Source organism: Fulvimarina thalattae (assembly GCF_040239565.1).
Classification (GTDB): domain Bacteria; phylum Pseudomonadota; class Alphaproteobacteria; order Rhizobiales; family Rhizobiaceae; genus Fulvimarina.
The window spans coordinates 192638-215621 of the sequence record NZ_JBEHWS010000006.1 but is presented as its reverse complement, the minus strand read 5'-3'; the positions used below and the strand labels follow the sequence as shown (position 1 = coordinate 215621).

The window sequence follows — 22984 nt, the reverse complement described above, 5'->3', positions numbered from 1 at the left end:
GTCTCGTCGCACTCCGTCAGGGTTCGTCGAAAGCAACGGGCCTTCGCGGCGAACCGCAGTGTAGCATCATACCATAGATACGCACTCGCTCAGCCCAGGATGCGATCCTCTGACCCTATCGAAGCCGCGGCCTTTGGGCTCAGAACTCCCCTTCGTAGAAGACGCCGACTTCTCCTTCTCCTTCCGCATCGACCGAGCCACGGGCCTTGAGGCCAGAGCCGAGATCGAGATCGACCGATACGCGGCCCGTGGAGTCGACGCCGAGATAGATGTTGTCGTTGATATATTTGCCCGCACCCACCGCAGTCTCGCCATCCGCGGTCGTGGTAATGTCGAGATCGTCGACGCCGAGCTGCGAGCGCAGGTTCTCCAGAAGCCCGGTCGATCCACCGACGCCGGCCAGCGAAGCAGCAGCCTCGGCGAGCTGGGCGATTTGCAGCGGCGAAAGATCACTGGTGCCCTGCTGGAAGATGAGGCGCGCCAGCACTTCGTCCTGCGGCAGCGTCGGGTTGGAGGAAAAGGTGAAGCTCGGATCGTCGGCGGGGCCGGTGACCGCGATGAATACCGTTACTTCCCCGGCGTCGGAGCGAGCGAGAAGGTCGAGTGTCGGTACAAGATTGCCGGTGAAGGTGAGCGTGCCCTCCTGGAAGTCGAGACGGCGGCCGAGAATGCCGAACCGACCGCGGATCAGATCGAAGCCGCCGGTGATCTGCGGATCGGCCGAATTGCCCGTGATCTGGATCGTTCCGCCGAGTTCGAGATCAAGGCCGCGGCCGCGCACGAAGACCTGGTTCGGGGCGCTGAAGGTGATGTCGAGATTGACGCCGCCGCTGCCCGAGGAGCCGCCGGCCGATTCCGGATTGATCTCGCGCTGCTGCTGGTACACCGCCGGCTGCGCGTTGACATGGGTGACATCGATCCGGGCGAGCGAACTTGGCAGGTTCTCTGGCACGAGGATGTTGATCTCCTCGGCCGTCACCTCGCCCGCAATCGTCGGTCCGGCCGTCAGCGGGCCGGTGATCGAAAGATCGGCCGAAAGGCTGGCGGTGACGATCTCGCCGTCCGTGTAGCGGCCCTGGTTGAGGACGACCGAAATATCGGCGTTGAACGGCGGGGTGAGGCCCACAGTGCCGCCGACCTGGATGGTGCCGCCCTGACCGAGGCTTGCCGAGAAGGCGCTGATCGTCGCCGTCTGTCCGTTGAGGCTGATCGTAGTCGTGATGTTCTGGACGATGAGATTGGCTGTCGCGTCGACGAAGCGCGCGCCGGATGTGGAGATCGTGCCGGTGACGTTGGGCTGCGAGGCAGGGCCCGTCACATTCGTGTCGATCGTCGCCGTGCCCGTGATCGAACGGCCGCCTTCGGCGAGTGTACGGTTGGCGAGTTCGAGCGGGGCCGTGCCGTTTATCGCAAGGTTAAGCGACGGTCCGCCGGAAAGATTTACCGTGCCGCTGGCCGTGAGCGCGATGCCAGAGCCGGAGACGTTGGTATCCGTCGTCACCGTGTTGTTGGCGAAGCTGCCGCTGGTATCGATGGCGAGCGCACCGACGCCGGCGCTGCGGGTCTGGGCGACCGACACGCCGCTTGCGCTGATGTCGTACTGGACCGACGGATTGCTCGGGGAGCCTGCGACCGCGACCGAACCATTGATCGTGCCCTGCGGGTCGACGCCCGCCGCTGCAGCGCTCGCTATGGAAGCGGGCAGGTTCGAGATGTCGACGTCGAGATCGAGATTGCCGGCGCTGGCCGAACCCGCGACTGTGATACGCCCCGAGCCGACATTGAAGACAGCCTGGCTGAGATCGACTGCCTGATTGGCGTAGCTGCCCGCGATATCCGCATCGATCGGCGGCGCCCCGGCCGAGCGGCTTTGGGCGACCGAGACATTGTCGAGCGTGATGTCGAAATCAGCGTTGGGGTTGGACACCGAGCCCGTCGCCTGTGCCGAGCCGGAGACCGTGCCCTGAGCGCCCAGCCCGTCGACGAAGCCGTTCGCGAGGCCGACCGGAAGGCGAGTGATATCGACCGAGACATCGAGAGTCTGACCCACCGTACCGGACGCGGTGAGCGAACCGGAGCCGACATCCACCTGCGCGGTTTCGATTTGGACCGTTCCGCCGGCATAGGAGCCTGCCGCGTCGAAGGAGAGCGGCGCTGTTCCGGATCGCGCGATCTGGGTCGTCGTGATCCCCGAGCCTGCGAGGTCGAATGTTGCGTTGGGATCGGAGACGGGGCCTGTCGCCTGTGCCGTACCCGAGATCGTGCCCTGGGCACCGAGACCGTCGACAAAGCCGTTGGCAAGACCCACGGGGAGTGCGTTGAGTTCGGCCGAGATATCGAGCGTTTCTCCGACGGTGCCCGACGCAGTCAGTGAGCCGGAGCCGATGTCGAGCTGAGCGTTGGCAAGGTTCAGCGTGCCGCCGGCATAGCCACCGGAAGCATTGAGCGTGAGCGGCGCCACATTGCCGTCGCGCAGCTGCCGCGTCGTGATGCCGGAGCCGGAGAGATCGAACTCTGCATTCGGATCGGAGAGTGAGCCTGTGGCCGAGGCCGAGCCGGAAATCGTTCCTTCGGCGCCGAGGCCCTCCACGAAACCGTTGGCAAGGCCAACGGGCAACTGGTTGATGTCGACATCGATATCGAGGTTTTCGCCGACCGTGCCGGAGGCCGTTAGCGAGCCCGTGCCGACATTGAGTTCGGCGGTTTCAAGCGTCAGCGTGTCGTTCGCATAGGAACCGGCTGCATCGAGCGTCAGCGGGTCGATACCCGAGCGGGCGATATCGGCCGTCGTGATGCCGCTACCTTCAAGAGAAAACTCGGCACTCGGATCGGACAGTGAGCCGGTCGCCGTTCCCGTTCCGGAAATCGTCCCTTCAGCACCGAGACCGTCGACGAAGCCGTTGGCGAGCCCGACCGGAAGCTGATTGAGCGCAAGATCGAGATCGAGGGTCTCGCCCACCGTGCCCGAAGCCGTGAGCGAGCCGGAGCCGACATCAAGCTGGGCCTGTGTCAGCTGGAGGGTCTGGTTCGTGTAGGAGCCGGCGACGTCGAGGGTCAGCGGGTCGATGCCGCCTTCCTGAAGAGCAGCCGTGGTGATCTGGCGGCCCTCGAGCGAAAATTCCGCCGTTGGATCGGAGATCGAGCCCGATGCGCTCGCCTGGCCGGAAATCGTGCCCGAGGCATCAAGATCCTGAACGAAGCCGTTGGCGAGGCCCACCGGCAGGCGGTTGATGACGAGATCGACGTCGAGGTCCTGGCCGACCGTGCCCGACAGGTTGAGCGAGCCGTCGCCGACATTGACGACACCGGTCTGGATCGTCGCGGTTCCTTCGTCATAAGAGCCGGCAAGACGCAGGCTGAGCGGCTGGATGCCGGACTGGACGATCTCGCGGGTCGTTATCCCTGAGCCCTGGATGTCGAAGGTCGCGCTGGGGTCACCCAGCGGGCCGCTCGCTTCCGCCGTGCCGGACAGGGTGCCGGTGGCACTGAGGTTCTCGACGAAGGCGTTGGCGATGCCGACCGGGAACTGGTCGAGCCGGGCTTCGAGATCGAGCGTTTCTCCGACGGTGCCCGAAGCGAAGAGGGATGCCGGGCCGGCGGCGACTTCGGCCCGTTCGATTGTGGCTGTGCCCTCGGCATATTCGCCGGCGACGTCGAGTGTCAGCGGCTGGATATCGGCGCGCGCGATCTCCGGCGTCGTGATGCCGGTGCCAGTGAGATTGAAGCCGGCGTTCGGATCGTCGCGCGGGCCAGTGACGCGGGCGTTGCCGGAGATATCGCCGCTGGCGTTCAGACCCTCGACGAAGCCGTTGGCGAGACCGACCGGGAGCGAGTCGAGATTGACCGTCAGATCATAGGTCTCTCCGATCGAGCCGGAGGCATTGAGCGAGCCCTCGCCGAAGGTCGCGTTCGCCTGCGATAGGCTCAAGGTTGCGTCTTCGTAGCGGCCGCTGACGCGCAGATCGACCGGCGGAACGTCGGTTGCGATGAGTTGCTGCGTTGTCAGGTCGCTTGCCAGAAGATCGAAGCTGGCGGTCGGATTGGAGGATGCGCCCGTCACCTGCGCCGTGCCGGATATCGTACCGGACGGATCGACGCCCTCGACGAAGGGCGCTGCCACCGCGGCCGGAACGGCGCTCATGGCGAAGTCAAGATCGAGGGTTTCGCCGGCATTGCCGCGAAGACTGAGGGAGCCAGCGCCGACGGTGAGCGTGAAGCCGTCGAGACTGGTGATGCCGTCTGCGATGGTGACGCTGGCGGTGTCTTCGAGTTCGACGCGGGCTTCCGGAATGTCCGCGATCAATCGGTTGATCGCGAGGGATGTCTCTTCCGGTGCGAAGCGAGCGCGGGCGCCGAGATCGATCGGGACGCCGTTGGCCTCGGCTGTTGCCGCAAGCGCGTTGAACTCGCCTTCGCGGCTGAGGGCAACGTCGAGATTGGTGACAGCGATTGCGCCGGTGTCGATCGTATTGGCGGTAACGGAGCCCGTTGCGAAGGGCGTGCCGAGATAGTCAAGGACATCCAGGTCGATATCGGCGCCCTGAAGCGTCGTGCCGGCGATCGTGATGCTGGTCGCGGTGATATCCGGCCGCGCAACCGGGGTTTGATCGGCATCCAGATCGAGGCCGATCGTACCGTTGACGTCACCGGCAGCTGTGAGACCACCCAGCGCCGCGAGCGGGCCGATATCCTCGATCGCGACGTCGATTGCGCCGACCGGCGCGAAATTCTCCGTGAGGCGGAGATCGCCGGTAACGCGATTCTCACCCTGGCGAATGAGAAGATCGACGATTTCGCGCTCGCCGTTTTCCAGCGTTCGCAGTTCGGCGCGGCCTTCGAGCGGTGAGCCATCGAGCGTGCCGGAAATCTCAACCGTGCCCGTGGGCGCGTCGAGGGCGAGGGTCGCGCGGGCGCGGACTTCGAGATCGGCGAGCTCCTGCCCGTTGATCGAGAGCTGGTTGCCGTCCACCGTCAGATCGACATTGGGCAGGTCGATCGGCCCGCCGGCTTCGAGCGCGAATTCTGCCGTGCCGCCCAAAGCGGGATTGACGTTGGAGGCTTCGCTCAGGCGGCCGGTGATTTCAGCGGACACCATCTCGCTGTCGAGCGAGGCGTTGCCGTTGACTGACAGTCCGGTCGACTCGACGGCAAGGTTCGAAATGCGGAAGCCGCCCCGGTCGGTCCGCACGACATTGCCGTCGATCCCGAGCTCCTCGCCGGCGATCGGCACCAGTGCGGCGGAGATCGCCGAGGTGCGGAATGTGGAGTCGAGCGTCAGGTCGAAGGTCGAGAAGTTGAGGGCGGCATTGCCCTGGACATTCAATTGCGCCGTCTCGGTGGTCGCCGTCGAGGGATCGAAGCGCAGGCCGTTTTCGGTGAGCGCGCCGTTTGCTTCAATGCGCACCGGCGCGGTCAGCACGCGGTCCTGAATACCCTCGGGCGCGGCAAACTCCTCGGCTGTGGCAACGATCTGGACCGGGCCTTGAAGTCCGGTGAGGTTGAAGCCGGGGCTTTGCAGCGTCGCCTCGACGCCTCTGCCCTGATAATCCCCATAACCGCCGTCAGGCAGTGAGGCCGAGACGTCGAGCCGGGCATTGGAAAGCGCGCCCTCGATCGCCGCGTTCAATTCGGCGATGGTCAAATTGGTGTCGCCGAAACTAAGCTCCAGCGCGCCCTGTCCCGCGGACTGAAGGCTGACGTCGAGATCGTTGCCGTCGCCTGCCGGATCGACCGCGCCCTGAGCGTTCAGCTGAATCACATCGGAGGCGACCTGCGCCTGATCGATGAGGTAGGTGCCGTCACTGTTGAGGACGACCTGCGCGTCGATATTCGCGCCGCCCTCGACATAGCGGGCATACTCTTCCGGCACGAACCGCGCCGCCGCGACGGAGAGCGAGACGTTCACACGCCGTCCGGTGTCGATCTCATTGACTCGCGCCGTCAGGGAAGCGGCCTGTTCGTCGCCGACATTGAGCGCGCCGTTGGCCATGAAGTCCGACAGCGGACCCGAGCCGTTGACGTTGAGTTCGACCGCGGGCCGATCGGGAATATCGAGCAGATTGGCGACGAGACCGCCCTGAGGTTCGTTCGCCTGGATATCGACGGTCAGCTGGTTCTCGTCGGGAGCAAAGCCGAGATTGAGGACGATCTGGCCCGGCTGGTCGAGCCGCTGGATATTAGCCTCGACCGCAAGGTTCACCGGATCGTCCGAAAGCGACAGGGAGGCGTTCGCCGAAAGCCTTGCACGCGTTCCCGCGATTGCCTCGCCGAGAACGAATTCCTCAATGGCGAAATTGCCGATATCGGCGGTGATCGAGGGCAGCGAGAAGCCACCCGACTCCTCGTCCTCCGCCGCGGCCGGTTGGCCGACCGGCAGCCGTTCAAGCACGATCTGGCCCGCAGTGAGGTTCTCGATATTGACGTTGGAGCGCACCAGCGAGAATGGCGACCAGTCCATTGCGAGATCGCTCGCCGTCAGGAACACGCCTTCAGGGTCGGAGACGGTGACGCTTTCGATGCGGATATTGCCCGAAAGCGCGCCCGACAGCCCCTCGATCTCGACATTCATCGTGTCGGAATTGATGAGACCCTCGATCTGGCCCGCGAGAAAGTCCTGCGCTGCGGCCGGGCGCGGCGCGAGGAGTGCGGCCGCGACCAGAAGGCCGGCGGCGATCGAGAGGAAGCGGGCGAAAACGGTCATGTCCTAGAAAGCCTGTCCGATGCCTGCGTAGAACTGGAAGTCCGCATCGCGCGGGCCCGGATCGAGTGGCACGGCGACGTCGACGCGGATCGGACCGAAATTCGTGAGATAGCGGGCGCCGACGCCGGTGCCGAGCTTCACGTCGCCGAAGTCCGGAACGAGGTCTTTCGAAGCGACGCCGAAATCGACGAAGGGCACGACCTGGATGTTCTCGGTGACGCCGATGCGCGCTTCCGCCGATCCCTCGAACAGCGAAAGCCCACCTTTGGGTGTGTCCTCGAAGATCGCGTTCTGGCCGGGGCCGGCATTTGCCGGATAATAGGGGCTGATCGACTGGAACTCATAGCCGCGCACCGAGCCACCACCGCCCGCATAGAAGCGACGGTCGTTCGGCACATCCTCAAGATCAGCGCCGAAGACCGTGCCGTAGCCGAGCCTTCCGGCGAGCACCAGGCGATCGCTTTCGAGTGGCGAATAATAGGTCCGGCCGTCGAGTCGCGAGTTCAGGAAGAAGGTCGAGGTGTTGAAGCCGTAGGAGGGTTCGAGCCGCGCCTGGGCAAAGAAGCCTTCCGTCGGATTGAGCTCGTTGTCGCGATTGTCGAACGTGTAGATCGCCGGAACCGAACCGATCAGATATTCGCGCGTGCCGAGGAAGTCGGTGATCTCCTCGTATTCGCCCTTCACGCTGACACTGAGCTTCTGATTGTCGTCGATTTCGTATTCGACGCCGCTGGTGGCGTTGAGAAAGAGCCGGTCATAGGCGAGCGGCTGTTCGCGCCCGGCCGCGATCGAACCGATATAGACCGAGTCCGGACCAAGGACGCCGGGCTTCTTGAAGACGAGCGAGGTGTCGAAGTCGACGCCGTCGAGGTCGCGCGCCGTTCCCGAGACGGCTGTCGCGCCGATGCGCGAGATAGAGGCGTCGAGGCGGATGTTCTCGGCTCTGCCGAAGAGGTTGCGGTGGCCGACATAGCCGGAGAAACCGGCGCCTTGTGTGTTCGAATAGGTTGCTCCGAGGCCGTAGAAGCCGAAACTCTGGCGTTCCGCGACGGTCACCTGTACAGGCAGGCTGCCGTCCAGCGCCTGCCCCTTGGCTTCCTTCACGACCACGGACGAGAAGACGCCGAGATCGACGAGGCGTTGGCGGGCCTGTTCAAGCTCTTCCGGCGAGAACACGTCGCCGGCATAGATGCCGGACATGTAGGCGACGAAGCCGGGATCGACCTCTTCGGGCCCCGAGACCCAGGTCTCGCCGAAGGGAACGCGCGGGCCGGGCGAGATATCGGTCAGATAATCGAGCGTATCGGTCGCCGCGTCCGCCAGGATGTCGCGCCGGGTAACGGCGACGAAAGGCCGGCCGTCTTCCCTGAGCTCACGGTAGATATTCGACTCGGCTTCGAGAACGGCGACCGAGGAAGCCGAGCCGCCTGTCTCCAGCCCGTATTCGGATGGATCGACGGGAACGCCGTTGGTGTTCACGGACACTTGGCCGAGCTGGTATTTCGGCCCCGGCAGGACGCGGATCAGCACGGGAACGGGCCCGTTGAACTTGGTGTCCGGTTCGATGTCGGAGATGTTTTGACCGTTCAGGAAGATATAGACGAGCCCGTCGTAGCGTGCATTCTCGAAGAGAGCCGCTACGAGACGCTTGCGATCGGTCCGGGCCTTGGCGATGAGGCCGAGCGAACCGGCCACCGGCTCGCCCTCGTCTGCGGCGAGCACCGAGGCGTCCTCGATCACGCTCGCAATGTCCGGATCGCCATCCGGCGTCGGGGTCACTTCGATGCGGACCGAGTATTCGAGCGGATTGATGACGTCGAACTCGCTGTCGTCCTCACTCTCGAAGAACTTGAAGCCGAACAGCTCGAACGCCCTCGCTTCGTTGGGCGCCATTGCACCGGCAACCATCGTCGCGACAAGCATAAGACTGATCTGGCGACGCCAAATCCCCAAAACCCGATTACCCCCTCAGCGCTCTCATAACGCAGGCCGCCGATTATCAGCCGTATCCCCACGGCGATAATGTGTCATACGAACGGCTTCGACCTTCGTCGCTACCGTCCCGGCAGAGTCCAATACTGGCCGGTAAAAAGAACGATTTGGTTAAAGATAACAACCGGTGACCGGATCAACTTGCGGCGATTCGACCCGGTTGCCTCCGCTTCCCCCGAGACTTGTGCCGAACCTGTCACAGGACAGTCTTCCGAGGTCGCTCCACTTTTCGATGGGGGCTCCGGGTCGCTTAGCGTTTCGGTCGAAAGCTGGAACGGTTCCATGCTGCACGAAGGTCCAATACCCAACTCACCGTTCCCCAAGCAGGATGCCGCGCGATCGGGCCTTTTGCGCGGGTCGATTGGCTTGTCTTGCATGATTCTAAGAAAGACGGCACGCTCGCGCTCGGACAGCCTCGCCGGTATCGCGGCGGCGATGGGATGAAATGAGGCGGGGAGAGGCCCGCCAGCGATTTTCGATGGGAGGAATAAGTGAGCCAAGTTTCAATGACGGTGAACGGGCGCAAGGTGTCCGGCGAGTGCGAGGACCGCACGCTGCTGGTGCATTTCCTTCGCGACAATCTTCACCTGACTGGCACGCATGTGGGCTGCGATACGTCGCAATGCGGTGCCTGCGTGATCCATCTCGACGGCAAGGCGGTGAAGTCCTGCACGATGCTCGCCGTTCAGGCTTCGGGCTCCGAGGTGACGACGATCGAGGGCATCGCGAAAGGTCAGGACCTCAGCCCGGTTCAGACCGCTTTCAAGGAGCATCATGGTCTCCAGTGCGGCTTCTGCACGCCCGGCATGATCATGACCATCACCGACATGATCAACCGGCACGGCTCCAGCCTCGACGAGGCGACCGTGCGCGAGGAACTCGACGGCAATATCTGCCGCTGCACCGGCTATCACAACATCGTCAAGGCCGCGCTCGACGCCGCATCCAAGATGGGCGCGACCCAGCAGGTCGCGGCTGAGTAATCGGCCGGCATCGCCGGGTCCGGCGATGTGGTTTTCATAACTCATTCAGTCGAATGCCGCGTTCCGAGAACGTCGCGGCTTTCCTGCTTCGGATCTTAGGGAGATACACCAATGGGTGTCGAAGGTATCGGCGCAAAGGTTCTGCGCAAGGAAGATCGCCGGTTCATCACCGGCAAGGGCCGCTACACCGACGACATGTCGGTTCCCGGCATGAAGTACGCCGCATTCGTGCGCTCGCCGCACGCCCACGCGAAGATCTCTTCGATCGACGCATCGGCGGCCAGGGAAATGCCCGGCTTCATCGAATTTCTCGACGGCCAGCAGCTGAAGGCGGACGGCATCGGCAATATCATCTGCGGCTGGGCGGTGACCTCCAAGGATGGTTCGCCGATGAAGATGGGCGCCTATCCGGCGCTCGCCGACGGCATCGTGCGCTATGTCGGCCAGCCGATCGGCATCGTCATAGCCGAGACCCAGGCTCAGGCCCGGGACGCTGCGGAAGGCGTAATGATCGAGTATGAAGAGCTGCCCGTGGTCGTCAAAGGCCCGGACGCCATCAAGGACGGGGCGCCGCAGCTTCACCCTGAAGCGGAAAACAATATCTGCTTCGACTGGGAGCTCGGCGATGCCGACGCGACAGCCAAGGCCTTCGAAAGCCCGGCCAAGGTCATCAAGCTCGACATCATCAACAACCGTCTGTCGCCGAACCCGATCGAGCCGCGTGCCGCGCTCGGCCATTATAATCCGGCCGAAGACCATTACACCTGCTACACCACCTCGCAGAACCCGCATGTGGCCCGCCTCGTCATGAGCGCGTTCTACAACGTCGCGCCCGAGCATAAGCTGCGCGTCATCGCGCCGGATGTGGGCGGCGGCTTCGGCGCGAAGATCTACATCTATCCGGAAGAGATCGTCTGTCTCTGGGCTTCCAAGCGCACCGAAGTACCGGTGAAGTGGACCTCCGACCGCACCGAGGCCTTCCTCACCGACGCGCACGGCCGTGATCACGTCTCTGACGTCGAGATGGCTCTCGACGGCGACAACAAGATCCTCGGCCTGAGGGTCAACACGGTCGCCAATCTCGGCGCCTACATGTCGCTCTTCTCCTCGGCGACGCCCACCTATCTCTACGCGACGCTGCTGTCGGGCCAGTACAACATCCCGGCGATCTACGCGAACGTGAAGGGCGTCTATACGAACACTGCGCCCGTCGACGCCTATCGCGGCGCAGGCCGTCCGGAAGCGACCTATCTCATCGAGCGCACGATGGAGACGGCGGCCCGCGAGCTCGGCATGTCGCCGGCCGAATTCCGCCGGATCAACTTCATCCGCGAATTCCCGCACCAGACGCCTGTCATCATGAACTACGACACCGGCGACTTCGAGGCCTGCCTCGAAGCGGGCATGAAGACGGCGGACGTTGCCGGCTTCGAGGCGCGGCGCCAGGAAGCCAAGTCTCGCGGCAAGCTGCGCGGCCTCGGGATGAGCTGCTATATCGAGGCCTGCGGCATCGCACCGTCCAAGGCGGTCGGTTCGCTCGGTGCCGGCGTCGGCCTGTGGGAATCGGCCGAGGTCCGGGTCAATCCGGTCGGCACGATCGAGATCCTCACCGGTTCGCACAGCCACGGACAGGGCCACGAGACCACGTTCGCGCAGGTGGTTTCCCAGCGTTTCGGTGTACCCGTCGAGAACATCCAGATCGTGCATGGCGACACGGACAAGGTGCAGTTCGGAATGGGCACCTACGGCTCGCGTTCCGGCGCGGTCGGCTGCTCTGCGATCTCCAAGGCGCTCGACAAGGTCGAGGCCAAGGCCAAGAAGATCGGCGCCCACCTGCTCGAGGCCGACGAGGGCGACATCGTCATCGAGAACGGCGAGGTGAAGGTGGCGGGCACCGACAAGAAGCTCGCATGGCACGAGGTTTGCCTCGGCGCCTATACCGGCCACAACCTGCCGGACGGCATGGAGCCCGGCCTCAAGGAAGGCGCGTTCTACGATCCGCAGAACTTCACCTTCCCGGCCGGCTGCTACATCTGCGAGGTCGAGGTGGACCCGGAGACGGGCGTAACCGAGATCGTCCAGTTCGTCGCGGCCGACGACTTCGGCAATGTCATCAATCCGATGATCGTCGAAGGTCAGGTGCACGGCGGTCTCGCGCAGGGCATCGGCCAGGCGCTTCTGGAAGGCGTCAACTACGACGAGACCGGCCAGCTGGTGACGGCGTCGTACATGGACTACGCCATGCCGCGCGCCTGGGACCTGCCGATGTTCAAGGTCGAGACTCTGGTCACGCCCTGCACCACCAATCCGCTCGGCCTCAAGGGCTGCGGCGAGGCCGGTGCGATCGGTGCGCCGCCGGCGGTGATCAACGCGATCACCGATGCGATCGGCAACAACGACCTGACCATGCCGGCGACCCCGGAAAAGGTCTGGAACGCGATCAACGCCGTCAACTGATGATGGACGAGCGGCGGGCTGAAACGCCCGCCGTGATCATGCTTCGGTTTTGAACCAGCGTTCCGCGCCGAGAGCTCCATCGCCGCCACAAGCAGCGGCGCAGCCGGCCGGAACACCAAGGGAGGTCTCATTCAATGTACGAAACATCCTATCAACGCCCGACGAGCGTCGACGAGGCGGTCAAGCTGCTCGGCGAGAGCGACGGCGAAGGCAAGCTGATGTCGGGCGGCATGACGCTGATCCCGACCATGAAGGCGCGGCTCGCCATGCCGACCTCGCTGATCGATCTGCGCCATGTCTCCGAGCTCAAAGGCATCAGCTTCGAGAACGGACGTCTGAAGATCGGCGGCGGCACGACCCATGCCGAGATCAAGGCGAACGAGACGGTCAAGCAGCACGCGCCGACATTCTCCTATCTCGCCGGCCTGATCGGCGATCCGGCCGTGCGCCACATGGGCACGATCGGCGGCTCGGTCGCCAATCACGACCCGGCGGCGGACTATCCGGCGGCGCTCCTCGCCATGGGCGCGACGATCCACACCAACACCCGCGAGATGTCGGCCGACGACTTCTTCACCGGCATGTTCGAGACGGCGCTCGAAGAAAACGAGATCGTGACGGCGGTCTCCTTCGAACCGCCGCAGGCGGCCGGCTGGGAGAAATTCCGCAATCCCGCCTCGCGCTATGCCATGGCCGGCGTCTTCGTCGCCAAGCGTGCCGATGGTTCGGTCGGCGTCGGCGTGACCGGAGCAGGCAATGACGGCGTTTTCCGCTGGAGCGAGGCCGAAAGCGCGCTCGGCCGCAACTTCGACGGCTCGGCGCTCGACAGCCTCTCGATCTCGGCCGACAAGATGATGGGCGACATGCACGGCTCTGCCAGCTATCGCGCCAATCTCGTCAAGGTCGTCACCAAGCGCGCGGTGGCGTCGGCAAAAAGCTGACCGGCGCATCGGCTACCGAAACAGAAAGGCCCGGCAGCCTGATGGCGCCGGGCCTTCTTTCGTTGGGATATCAGGCTTTTCAGCTGGCGAGCTTTGTGCGGAACCGCTCGGCGATCGCATCGCCCATATCGCTCGTGCCAACCTTCCGGCACCCTTCCGCCATGATGTCGCCGGTGCGGATGCCGTCGTTGAGCGTGTCGGCGATCGCAGCTTCAAGCGCGTCCGCTTCCCTGTTCATCTCGAAGGAATAGCGCAGGCACATGGCCAGCGAGGCGATCATGGCGATCGGATTGGCAAGGCCCTGGCCCGCGATGTCCGGCGCCGAACCGTGCACCGGCTCGTAGAGCGCCTTGCGCCGGCCGGTCGCTTCGTCGGGCTTGCCGAGGGAAGCCGAGGGCAGCATTCCCAGCGAGCCGGTCAGCATCGCCGCGATATCGGAGAGCATGTCGCCGAAGAGGTTGTCCGTGACGATGACGTCGAACTGCTTGGGCTCACGCACGAGCTTCATACCGCCGGCATCGGCGAGTTCATGCTCCAATGTGAGGTCCGGGAATTCCTCGCGATGGATGCGCGTGACGACTTCCTTCCAGAAGACGCCAGACTTCATCACGTTGCGCTTTTCCATCGAGGTGACCTTGCCCCGGCGGGTGCGTGCAAGTTCGAAGGCGGCGCGCGCGATGCGCTCGATTTCGTAGGTCTCGTAGACCTGCGTATCGATTGCACGCTTCTGCCCGTTGCCGAGATCGATGATTTCCTTCGGTTCGCCGAAATAGACCCCGCCGGTGAGTTCGCGCAGGATCAGGATATCAAGGCCCTCGATGATGTGCCGCTTCAGCGAAGACGCGTCGGCGAGCGCCGGATAGCAGATCGCGGGTCTCAGATTGGCGAAGAGTCCCAGGTCCTTGCGGAGACGAAGGAGGCCGGCTTCCGGGCGCTTGTCGTAGGGAACGCCATCCCACTTCGGGCCACCGACCGCGCCGAAGAGGATCGCATCCGCCGATAGGGCGAGCTCCATCGTGGCCTCGCTGATGGCCTCGCCGCAATCGTCATAGGCCGAACCCCCGACAAGGGCGCTCTCAGTTTCGAAATCAGCGGAGGAGACCTCGTTCAACACGCCGATCAGCCTGTCCGCTTCCTTCGCGATCTCAGGACCGATGCCGTCGCCCGGCAGGAGGAGGAGCTTGCGAGTGGCCATTGATTTTCCCCGTTTTTTGTCCGTTCCGATTGTGAACCGGGCTGGAATCTCATTTCCTGAAATGCTTCAATTCGCCGCGGAATGAAGCCTCACCGCCCTGGACGAGCCTCCCGAGACGGTGTGCCCTGTCGAATGAAACACGATTCTTGAAGGTCGTTCAGCCGGGAGGATTAGAATTTGCATCGCCTCAAGGCAATGGCTCTTGCCGCTCTCTCGTCCGCCTGTCTTGCCTGGCCGGCCTCGGCTGAGGAGGGGACGGCGCTAGGCGTTCCGCTCGATTGCAAGCCCGGCGAGACCTGCTTTCTGCAGCAATATCCCGACATGGACGAGGGGCCGAAGGTGGAAGACCCGTTTTGCGGGGAGGCCTCCTATGACGGCCATAGCGGGACCGACATCCGCGTTCCCTCCATGACCGATATCGTGCGCGATGTGCCTGTCCTTGCGCTCGCGGACGGCACCGTGCGCGCGATCCGGGACGGTGAAGAGGATCGCCCGATCCGCGACAAATCCGAATGGCCCCGCTTCAAGGGCAGGGATTGCGGCAATGGCGCGATCATTGACCATGCGAATGGGTTGGAAACCCAGTATTGCCACATGCGCAAAGGTTCGCTGGCAGTCGCGGGCGGAGACGAAGTCAAGAAAGGTCAGATGATCGGGGCGGTCGGCTCATCGGGAATGGCGGCGTTTCCCCATCTCCACTTGACGGTCCGGCGAGACGGAAAGGACGTGGATCCGTTCACCGGCAAGCTGATCGGCAGCGGCTGTTCGCATGAGGCGGCGGAGCCGCTCTGGTCGCAAGCCGCCCTCGACTTCCTCGATAAGGCAAACGTTCATGTGATGGGGCTTGGCATGACGGGGAGCCCGCCGAAATACGAGAGCTTGATGCTGAAGGGCCCGCCGGCAGACCTGACCTCGCGAGACCGGGCGACCGTCGGCTGGGGCTGGTTCCTGAATCTTTCGCAAGCCGACCGCCTGCATTTCAAGATCACCGCACCTGACGGAACGACCTATACCGAGACCGAGACACCGCCGCTTTCCCATCGCAAGGCCGCCTACATGCAGTTCGTCGGTCGAGGCCGGTCGCCCGAACCGGGAGAGTGGACGCTCGAGATCGACCTGAAGCGGGACGGCAAGGTGGTGGAGACGAAGACGAGGACCGTCTCGGTAAAATGACCGGTGGTGGCCGGGCCCATTGAGACGCCAAGTCGCCGATCTCGTGAAAACGGCGCCGGACCAAGAGGTGCCGACGCCGCAACGATTTCGAAATGCAGGCGACCTCAGGCCGCCTTTTCGGCCTTCTTCTCCAGCCGGCGGGCATGGAGGATCGGCTCGGTGTAGCCGGACGGCTGGACGCGGCCCTTGAGGACGAGGTCGCAGGCTGCCTTGAAGGCGATCGATTCCTCGAAGCGGCCGTCCATCTTCTCGTATGCCGGATCGCCGGCGTTCTGCTCGTCGACCTTTTTCGCCATTTCCTTCATCGCAGCCATCACCTCGTCTTCCGAGACGACGCCGTTGTGCAGCCAGTTGGCGATGTGCTGGGAGGAGATGCGGCAGGTAGCACGGTCCTCCATCAGACCGACATCGTTGATGTCCGGCACCGTGGAGCAGCCGACGCCCTGATCGATCCAGCGCACGACATAGCCGAGTATCCCTTGCGCGTTGTTGCGGACCTCGTCCTTGATCTGCTGATCCGGCCAGTTGGCGCGGTTGGCGAGCGGGATCGTGAGGAGGTCGTAGAGGATCGCACGGCGGCCCTTGGCGGCGATCGACTCCTGCCAGGCGAGAACGTCCACCCTGTGATAGTGGGTCGCATGGAGCGTCGCCGCGGTCGGGGAGGGCACCCAGGCGCAGTTTGCGCCGGCCTGGGGATGGCCGACCTTCTGGTTCAGCATGTCGTTCATCTTGGCGGGCGCCGCCCACATGCCCTTGCCGATCTGCGCCTTGCCGCGGAAACCGCAGGCAAGACCCACATCCACGTTCCAGTCCTCGTAGGCCTTGATCCAGGTGCGATCCTTCATCACGGTCTTGCGGACCATGGGGCCCGCTTCCATCGAGGTATGGATTTCGTCGCCGGTGCGGTCGAGGAAGCCGGTATTGATGAAGAACACCCGGTGACGGGCGGCGCGGATGCACTCCTTGAGGTTGACGGTGGTGCGGCGCTCCTCGTCCATGATGCCGATCTTGACCGTATTCGGGTCGAGACCGAGAGCCTGCTCGACGCGGGTGAAGATCTCGTCGGTGAAGGCGACCTCGTCGGGCCCGTGCATCTTCGGCTTGACGATATAGACCGAGCGGGAGCGCGAATTGCGCATGCCGCCCATCTTTTTAAGGTCATGGATGGCGATCAACGATGTGATCATCGCGTCCATCAGACCTTCGGGTGCCTCCGAGCCGTCCTTGAGGCGGATGGCGGGATTGGTCATCAGGTGACCGACATTGCGGACAAGCAGAAGCGCCCGGCCCGGCACGGTGATGGTCGATCCATCCGGCGCGGTATACTGGCGATCCGGGTTGAGCGCGCGGGTGACCGTCTTGCCGCCCTTGTCGAAGCTCTCGGTAAGATTGCCCTTCATCAGGCCAAGCCAGTTGCGGTAGACGAGCGTCTTGTCCTCGGCATCGACGGCGGCGACGGAATCTTCGCAGTCGCAGATCGCCGTGACGGCCGATTCCAGGAGCACGTCGGCTACATGCCCGCGGTCGTTCTTCCCGACCGTATGCTTGGCGTCGACCTTGATCTCCACATGCAGGCCGTTGTGCTTGAGGATGATGGCGGATGGCTTTTCAGCATCGCCGGAATAGCCGACAAAGGCGAGCGGGTTCTTCAGCCGCGCGGACTTGTCGCCGCCGAATTTCGCGATCAGCGTGCCGTCGGAGACGGTGTATTGCTCGACGTCGATATGGGAGATGCGGTCGAGCGGCGCGACGCCGTCGAGAAAGCTCTTCGCCCATGTGACGACGCGAGCGCCGCGGGCTCGGTCGTAGCCTTTGCCTTCGGGTTCGTCGCCCATGGCGTCGGTGCCGTAGAGGGCGTCGTAGAGCGAGCCCCAGCGGGCATTGGCCGCGTTTAATAGGTAGCGGGCATTCATGATCGGAACGACGAGCTGCGGACCCGGTACGACGGCGATTTCTGGATCGACATTTCCGGTCTGGATCTCGAAGTCGCTGCCCTCGGGCACGATGTAGCCGATCTCGCGCAGGAAGGCCTGGTATTCGTCTGCATCGATCTGCTTGCCACGCTGGGCGCGATGCCATTCGTCGATCTTGGCTTGCATGTCCTCGCGGATTTGCAGCAGTTCGCGGTTCTTCGGCGCGAGATCGTTCAGCAGGGAGGAGAAGGACGACCAGAACTTATCGGGCGCGATGCCCGTGTCGGCAAGCGCCTCCTCGTCGATGAATGTTTTCAGGTTCGTGGCGACCTCAAGGTCGTTCACCTTCGTCATTTCGGTCATGTGTGGTGCCCTTGTCATCAACTCATGCTCCTCCGGCAATCGACCAGCATATCCGTCCTGTCAATCGGACGTTCAGGAACGGGAAGTTAGGCAAGGATACGGACCGGGGCGAGTGCCGGAAGGTTTAGAGGCGCTTTTTGACGATCTGCGGCAAACTTCTGTAGACTGGAACCCTGCCGGCGCTCTTTCGACCCGAACCGGTTTTCCCACGCAGCAAGCAACGGATTTTTGACGATCGATGCGTCACATCACATATAGCAGCATTGCCAACGATCTCAGCAAGGATGCCTTCCGCGAACTCGTCGCGGATGCGAGCCGGCGCAACGAGAAGCGCGGCGTGCGTGGCGTGATCGCTTATGACGGACGCATCATCACGCAGATCCTGGAGGGAGAGGGCGAAACCGTCGACGAACTCTTTAAGACGATCCGAAAAGACAAGCGTCATTCCGGCGTCGTTCTGATCACGCGTGTCGATCTCGACAAGAACCAGTTCGATACGTTCGGTATGGCGAATATCTCGCCTTCGGAGGTTTTCCTCATGTCCTCGGCTATTATCGAACGTTACGGCGATGGGGATAACTGCCAAAAGCCGCTGATCCTCGATTGATTTTGAGGATATTATCGGGCTAACGACCCATCCCGAATCCGGGCCGTTGTCTGTATACAAAAAGAATTCCTATTAAATTTAGGGGCTTGTGTAAGGATATTTTCCGTGGTCTGTAGGGCGTACCTGTAACTCACGCGGATGTGACGCATCGGATTGCGCACCGCGCTTGATTTTAGGCGTCTCCCGTAGCATCTTTATCACAACGACGCTGATACGTCGGTTCGGCCCTAAAGCATGTCCCCCGCTTTACCGCCGATACTTCAGAGTGCAACGGTCCTCTTCCCCCTCTCCAGGACCCGCGCTCGTTAGAAAATGCAAGAGAGTCGCAACGGCGTATCCCCCTCCAGGCCGTGCGGCTCTCTTGTTATTTCAGCACCCCGAAAATCAGCATGTCTGGCCTCGATAGGGCCTTTGAACTCCGCCGCTGACCAGCGGCGCCACGGGCGATGCCGCGCGCGTTGCCATCCCCCGCGCGATGCATGATCAGGAAAGGGTCTCATCCGACCGGGCGCGAATTCGCGCCCCGTGTCTCAGGTCATGCCGAGGAACGTCAACCGGGTTAGCGGTGCCAATCGGATGACAGACTCCACACGAAGCCATCGAGATCACTCAGGGCTCTCGACGGGAGAGCTTTGCCTGTGATCCGTGTCAGCCGAACGGCTCGGCGCCTTTCGATGAGGTATTCTGCTCAAGTATCAGATCGCGTCCGGCTGACGAATGGCGTCGATCAGGCGAATGGCGTCCGGGCTCGCCCATTCTGCCGGACCGTTGACCGCGGCGCGGGCACAACCCTCTTCGTCGACGAGAAGCGTGACCGGCAGGCCGAACGCGGTGCCCTGGCTCTTCAGGTTCTGGAAGACGCCCATCGTCTCGTCGCGGAAATACGGCAGGTCGGTCAGACCGGTCTCCTCGTAAAAGCCCTTCGGTTTGGCTTCATCGCCGGTATCGACATTGATGGGGATAACCGCGAAGTCCTCGCCGCCGCGCTGTCGCTCCAGTTCGTCGAGTGCCGGCATTTCGGCGCGGCACGGCGCACACCATGTCGCCCAGAGATTGACGAGAAGGGCCTGTCCGGAAAAATCGGCGAGGCTGCGCTCTGCACCATCGGCATCCTTGAAGGCGATGGTCTTCACGTCGAACGGGGTGTCGACTGGCTGTACTGCGGCGACTTCGCCCTGCGCGGCTTCGTCGATTGCGTTCGCAAGGCTCTCATTCGCCTGACAGGTGGAAGCAACCTGCGCATTGCTTTCGTATCCGCCCGTCACGTATAGGACGCCGACGCCAGCGATCAGGCCTGCCGCTAGGGCGCCTCCGATTGCGAGGCCGACCGACTTGCCCAAGCCCGGTTGCTTTTCCGCCATTGTCTTTCCTCGAACTCCCAAGCGCATGCGATGAGCCAGACGACCAGCAACGAAATGTGGGGCGGACGCTTCGCCTCCGGTCCCGATGCCATCATGGAGGAGATCAACGCCTCCATCGATTTCGACAAGCGTCTATATGAGGAGGATATCGCGGGATCGAAAGCCCATGCGACGATGCTCGCTGACAAGGGCGTGATCACCGCGGAAGATCGCGATGCGATCGCCGAGGGGCTGGACAAGATCGGCGCCGAGATCGCCGCCGGCGAGTTCACCTTCTCGCGCCAGCGCGAAGACATTCACATGAACATCGAGGCGCGCCTTGCCGAACTGATCGGTTCGGCCGCGGGACGCCTGCACACAGCCCGCTCGCGCAACGATCAGGTCGCGCTCGATTTCCGGCTGCATGTCAAGTCGGCGCTTCAGCGCTTCGAGGTGGGTCTCAAGGATTTCATCGCAGCACTTCTCGACAAGGCCGAAGAGCATGCCGACACGGTGATGCCGGGCTTTACCCATCTCCAGGTCGCCCAGCCGGTCACATACGGCCATCACTGTCTCGCCTATGCCGAAATGGCCGCGCGCGATCTCTCGCGCTGCCGCGACGCGATCGAACGGATGGACGAGTGTCCACTGGGTGCGGCCGCGCTTGCCGGCACGGGATTTCCGATCGATCGCCACCAGACGGCAAAAGCGCTCGGTTTCCGCGAGCCGACGCGCAATTCCCTCGATACGGTCTCGGATCGCGACTTCGCGCTGGAATTTCTCTCCTTCGCCGCGATCTGCGCGACGCACCTGTCGCGGCTTGCCGAGGAGATCGTCATCTGGTCGACGCCGCAATTCGGCTTCGTCAAGCTGTCGGACGCTTTCTCCACCGGCTCTTCCATCATGCCTCAGAAGAAGAACCCGGATGCCGCGGAGCTGGTCCGCGCCAAGCCCGGCCGTATCAACGGCGCGCTGATCTCGCTGCTGACGGTGATGAAGGGCCTGCCGCTGACCTATTCCAAGGACATGCAGGAGGACAAGGAGCAGGTCTTCGACGCGATCGATTCGCTGCATCTGGCTCTTGCCGCCTCGACCGGCATGATCCGCGATCTCGTCGTCGACGCGCAAGCGATGCGCGCCGCCGCCGGCCACGGTTTCTCGACTGCCACCGATCTCGCCGACTGGCTGGTGCGTGAGGCGGGCCTGCCCTTCCGCGAGGCTCATCACGTGACGGGCCGTGCCGTTGCCATGGCCGAGGAGCGCGGGATCGGTCTCGCCGATCTGCCGCTCGACGATCTCAAGGGGCTCAACGCCGCAATCACGGAGGGCGTCTATTCGGTTCTCACCGTCGAAGCCTCCGTCGCAAGCCGCACGAGCTATGGCGGCACGGCGCCGGACAATGTCCGCGCGGCTATCGCGGCCTGGCGCGAGAGGCTGAGCCTTTCGAATTAGGTACAGGCTAAGACATTCGCGCCGCGAGTGTTGCCCGGAACCCGATGATTTTCAGTACGGCTCCGGTTAAGAAGAGCTTGATTATGCCGGATACCGGTCCCGCCGGGCACGAGATTGGGAGATTTTGATGAGCAACGGATTTATTCGGACGCTGATTGTCGCGGCGCCGATGACCGCCTTGCTTCTCGCCGGCTGCGGCGTCAAGAACCTGCCGCAGGCGCCCGGCACGGATGGTGCGCCGGCAGGCTTTGTGCAGCCGGAGCGCGGCGGCGATACCGATATTCTCGGTGGTAACCGCGAGGTCGACGTGTTGTCGGGCCCGCGCATCGCAACGAGCGGAATGGACGACGACGACCAGATCGGCGCGGCCGAGGTCTCGCGTACGCCGGGCGCTGGCGAAAATTTCTTCCTCGACCCCCTTCTGAACTGATCCGAGCGGTTCGGCCTGCTCGCACCGCACTGATTGCCACCAAGCCCTTTACGACCGGGCCAATCGCGTTCCTGAACCCATGAACCATTTCGAATTCAAGGACGGGCTCCTCCATGCGGAGGGTGTTCCGGTCACGCGTATCGCCAACGATATCGGCACGCCGTTCTACTGCTATTCGACGGCGACGCTCGTTCGGCACTACGACGTCTTTTCCAGCGCGTTTTCCGATATCGACGCGTTGGTCTGCTACGCGATGAAGGCGAATTCGAACCAGGCAGTGCTGAAGACGCTCGCCGACCGGGGCGCCGGGGCCGACGTCGTTTCCGCCGGCGAGCTGCTGCGTGCGATGCGGGTGGGCATCGATCCGAAGAAGATCATGTTTTCCGGTGTCGGCAAGACAATCGCCGAAATCGACATGGCGATCGCCCTCGGAATCTTCTGCTTCAACATCGAATCGGAAAACGAACTCGACCTGATCTCGGCCCGCGCGGTGGATGCCGAGATGACCGCACATGTCTCCTTCCGCATCAATCCGGATGTCGACGCCAAGACCCACGCCAAGATTTCCACGGGCCGCAAGTCCGACAAGTTCGGAATCGCCTACGACCGTGCCGAGGCGATCTATGCCCGCGCCCGCGATCTGCCGGGTATCAAGGTCACCGGCATCGACATGCATATCGGCTCGCAAATCATCGATCTGAAGCCGTTCGACGAGGCCTTCGACAGACTGGCGGCGCTCGTCCATCGGCTGCGTGCGGCCGGCCACGAGATCAGCCATATCGATCTCGGCGGCGGGCTGGGCGTTCCCTACAAGAACGCTGACGCGACCCCGCCCGAGCCGCATGCCTATGCCGAGATCGTCAAGCGGCATGTGCGCGATCTCGATGCGAAGATCGTCTTCGAGCCGGGCCGCATGATCGTTGCCAATGCGGGCATTCTCGTCGCTCGCGTGCTCTATGTGAAGAAGGACGAGGGCAAGACCTTCGTCATCGTCGACGCCGCGATGAACGATCTGATCCGCCCGACACTCTACGATGCCTGGCACGAGATCCAGCCGGTCAAGCAGTCAGCGAATGCGAAGACCATCACCGCCGACATCGTCGGCCCGATCTGCGAGAGCGGCGATTTCCTCGGCAAGGATCGGGAGATTCCGGAGGTCGAGGAGGGAGATCTCGTCTTCCTGTCTTCGGCCGGAGCCTACGGTGCGGTTCAGTCCTCGACCTACAATTCGCGTCCGCTCATCGCCGAAACGCTGGTGAAGGGCGATGAATACGCCGTCATTCGCGAGCGCCAGACGATCGACGAGCTCATTGGGCTCGACCACATGCCGGAATGGCTTGAGGGCTAATCGTCGCGCCTCGCTATCGCGCAGACAACGCTTTGCGCTCTTGCGTAGCCGGGGAGGGGGCAGAACCTTGTCTCTCAAATGGCTTCACAG

At 63.2% G+C, this 22984-nt stretch carries 13 protein-coding genes; 8 read left to right on the top strand and 5 right to left on the bottom strand.

Annotated features, from left to right (window positions below):
• Nucleotides 1–139: 139 nt before the first annotated feature.
• Complete coding sequence (locus ABRA89_RS10390; protein ID WP_349941390.1) at nt 140–6700, bottom strand: translocation/assembly module TamB domain-containing protein; 6561 nt, start codon at nt 6698–6700, stop codon at nt 140–142.
• A gap of 3 nt (nt 6701–6703) precedes the next feature.
• Nucleotides 6704–8593, bottom strand: coding sequence for an autotransporter assembly complex protein TamA (locus ABRA89_RS10385; RefSeq protein WP_349941389.1), 1890 nt, complete (start codon nt 8591–8593; stop codon nt 6704–6706).
• Between the two features lie 590 nt (nt 8594–9183).
• On the opposite strand from ABRA89_RS10385, the gene ABRA89_RS10380 reads away from it, so the two are divergent.
• The 3 genes from ABRA89_RS10380 to ABRA89_RS10370 all read left to right on the top strand — a co-directional run bounded on the left by ABRA89_RS10380 (nt 9184) and on the right by ABRA89_RS10370 (nt 13073).
• Nucleotides 9184–9675 (top strand): (2Fe-2S)-binding protein, encoded by a 492-nt coding sequence (locus ABRA89_RS10380; RefSeq protein ID WP_349941388.1) that lies wholly within the window; start codon nt 9184–9186, stop codon nt 9673–9675.
• Between the two features lie 111 nt (nt 9676–9786).
• Nucleotides 9787–12132: a xanthine dehydrogenase family protein molybdopterin-binding subunit gene (locus ABRA89_RS10375; protein ID WP_349941387.1), complete on the top strand. Its 2346-nt coding sequence runs from the start codon at nt 9787–9789 to the stop codon at nt 12130–12132.
• A 134-nt stretch (nt 12133–12266) separates the two neighbouring features.
• Nucleotides 12267–13073: an FAD binding domain-containing protein gene (locus ABRA89_RS10370; protein WP_349941386.1), complete on the top strand. Its 807-nt coding sequence runs from the start codon at nt 12267–12269 to the stop codon at nt 13071–13073.
• A 79-nt stretch (nt 13074–13152) separates the two neighbouring features.
• Here the strand turns inward: ABRA89_RS10370 and leuB are convergent, their stop codons facing one another.
• Nucleotides 13153–14268 (bottom strand): 3-isopropylmalate dehydrogenase, encoded by a 1116-nt coding sequence (gene leuB / locus ABRA89_RS10365; protein WP_349941385.1) that lies wholly within the window; start codon nt 14266–14268, stop codon nt 13153–13155.
• Between the two features lie 177 nt (nt 14269–14445).
• Here leuB and ABRA89_RS10360 point away from each other — a divergent pair, with 177 nt between their 5' ends.
• Nucleotides 14446–15441 carry a M23 family metallopeptidase gene (locus ABRA89_RS10360; protein WP_349941384.1) on the top strand — a complete coding sequence of 332 codons (996 nt, stop codon included), beginning with the start codon at nt 14446–14448 and terminating at the stop codon, nt 15439–15441.
• Nucleotides 15442–15545: 104 nt separating this feature from the next.
• Here the strand turns inward: ABRA89_RS10360 and ABRA89_RS10355 are convergent, their stop codons facing one another.
• Entirely contained in the window at nt 15546–17717 is a 2172-nt protein-coding gene (locus tag ABRA89_RS10355; protein WP_349941383.1) for a malate synthase G, read from the bottom strand.
• A gap of 238 nt (nt 17718–17955) precedes the next feature.
• On the opposite strand from ABRA89_RS10355, the gene ABRA89_RS10350 reads away from it, so the two are divergent.
• Nucleotides 17956–18324: a BLUF domain-containing protein gene (locus ABRA89_RS10350; RefSeq protein ID WP_349941382.1), complete on the top strand. Its 369-nt coding sequence runs from the start codon at nt 17956–17958 to the stop codon at nt 18322–18324.
• A gap of 695 nt (nt 18325–19019) precedes the next feature.
• Here ABRA89_RS10350 and tlpA read toward each other — a convergent pair.
• Nucleotides 19020–19685: a thiol:disulfide interchange protein TlpA gene (gene tlpA / locus ABRA89_RS10345; protein WP_349941381.1), complete on the bottom strand. Its 666-nt coding sequence runs from the start codon at nt 19683–19685 to the stop codon at nt 19020–19022.
• A 30-nt stretch (nt 19686–19715) separates the two neighbouring features.
• On the opposite strand from tlpA, the gene argH reads away from it, so the two are divergent.
• From argH to lysA, 3 genes are all read left to right on the top strand, one after another.
• Nucleotides 19716–21116 carry an argininosuccinate lyase gene (gene argH / locus ABRA89_RS10340; RefSeq protein ID WP_349941380.1) on the top strand — a complete coding sequence of 467 codons (1401 nt, stop codon included), beginning with the start codon at nt 19716–19718 and terminating at the stop codon, nt 21114–21116.
• Nucleotides 21117–21243: 127 nt separating this feature from the next.
• Nucleotides 21244–21546 (top strand): hypothetical protein, encoded by a 303-nt coding sequence (locus tag ABRA89_RS10335; protein ID WP_349941379.1) that lies wholly within the window; start codon nt 21244–21246, stop codon nt 21544–21546.
• A gap of 79 nt (nt 21547–21625) precedes the next feature.
• Nucleotides 21626–22894, top strand: a complete 1269-nt coding sequence (lysA, locus tag ABRA89_RS10330) for a diaminopimelate decarboxylase (protein WP_349941378.1) — start codon at nt 21626–21628, stop codon at nt 22892–22894.
• The last annotated feature ends 90 nt before the right edge of the window (nt 22895–22984 follow it).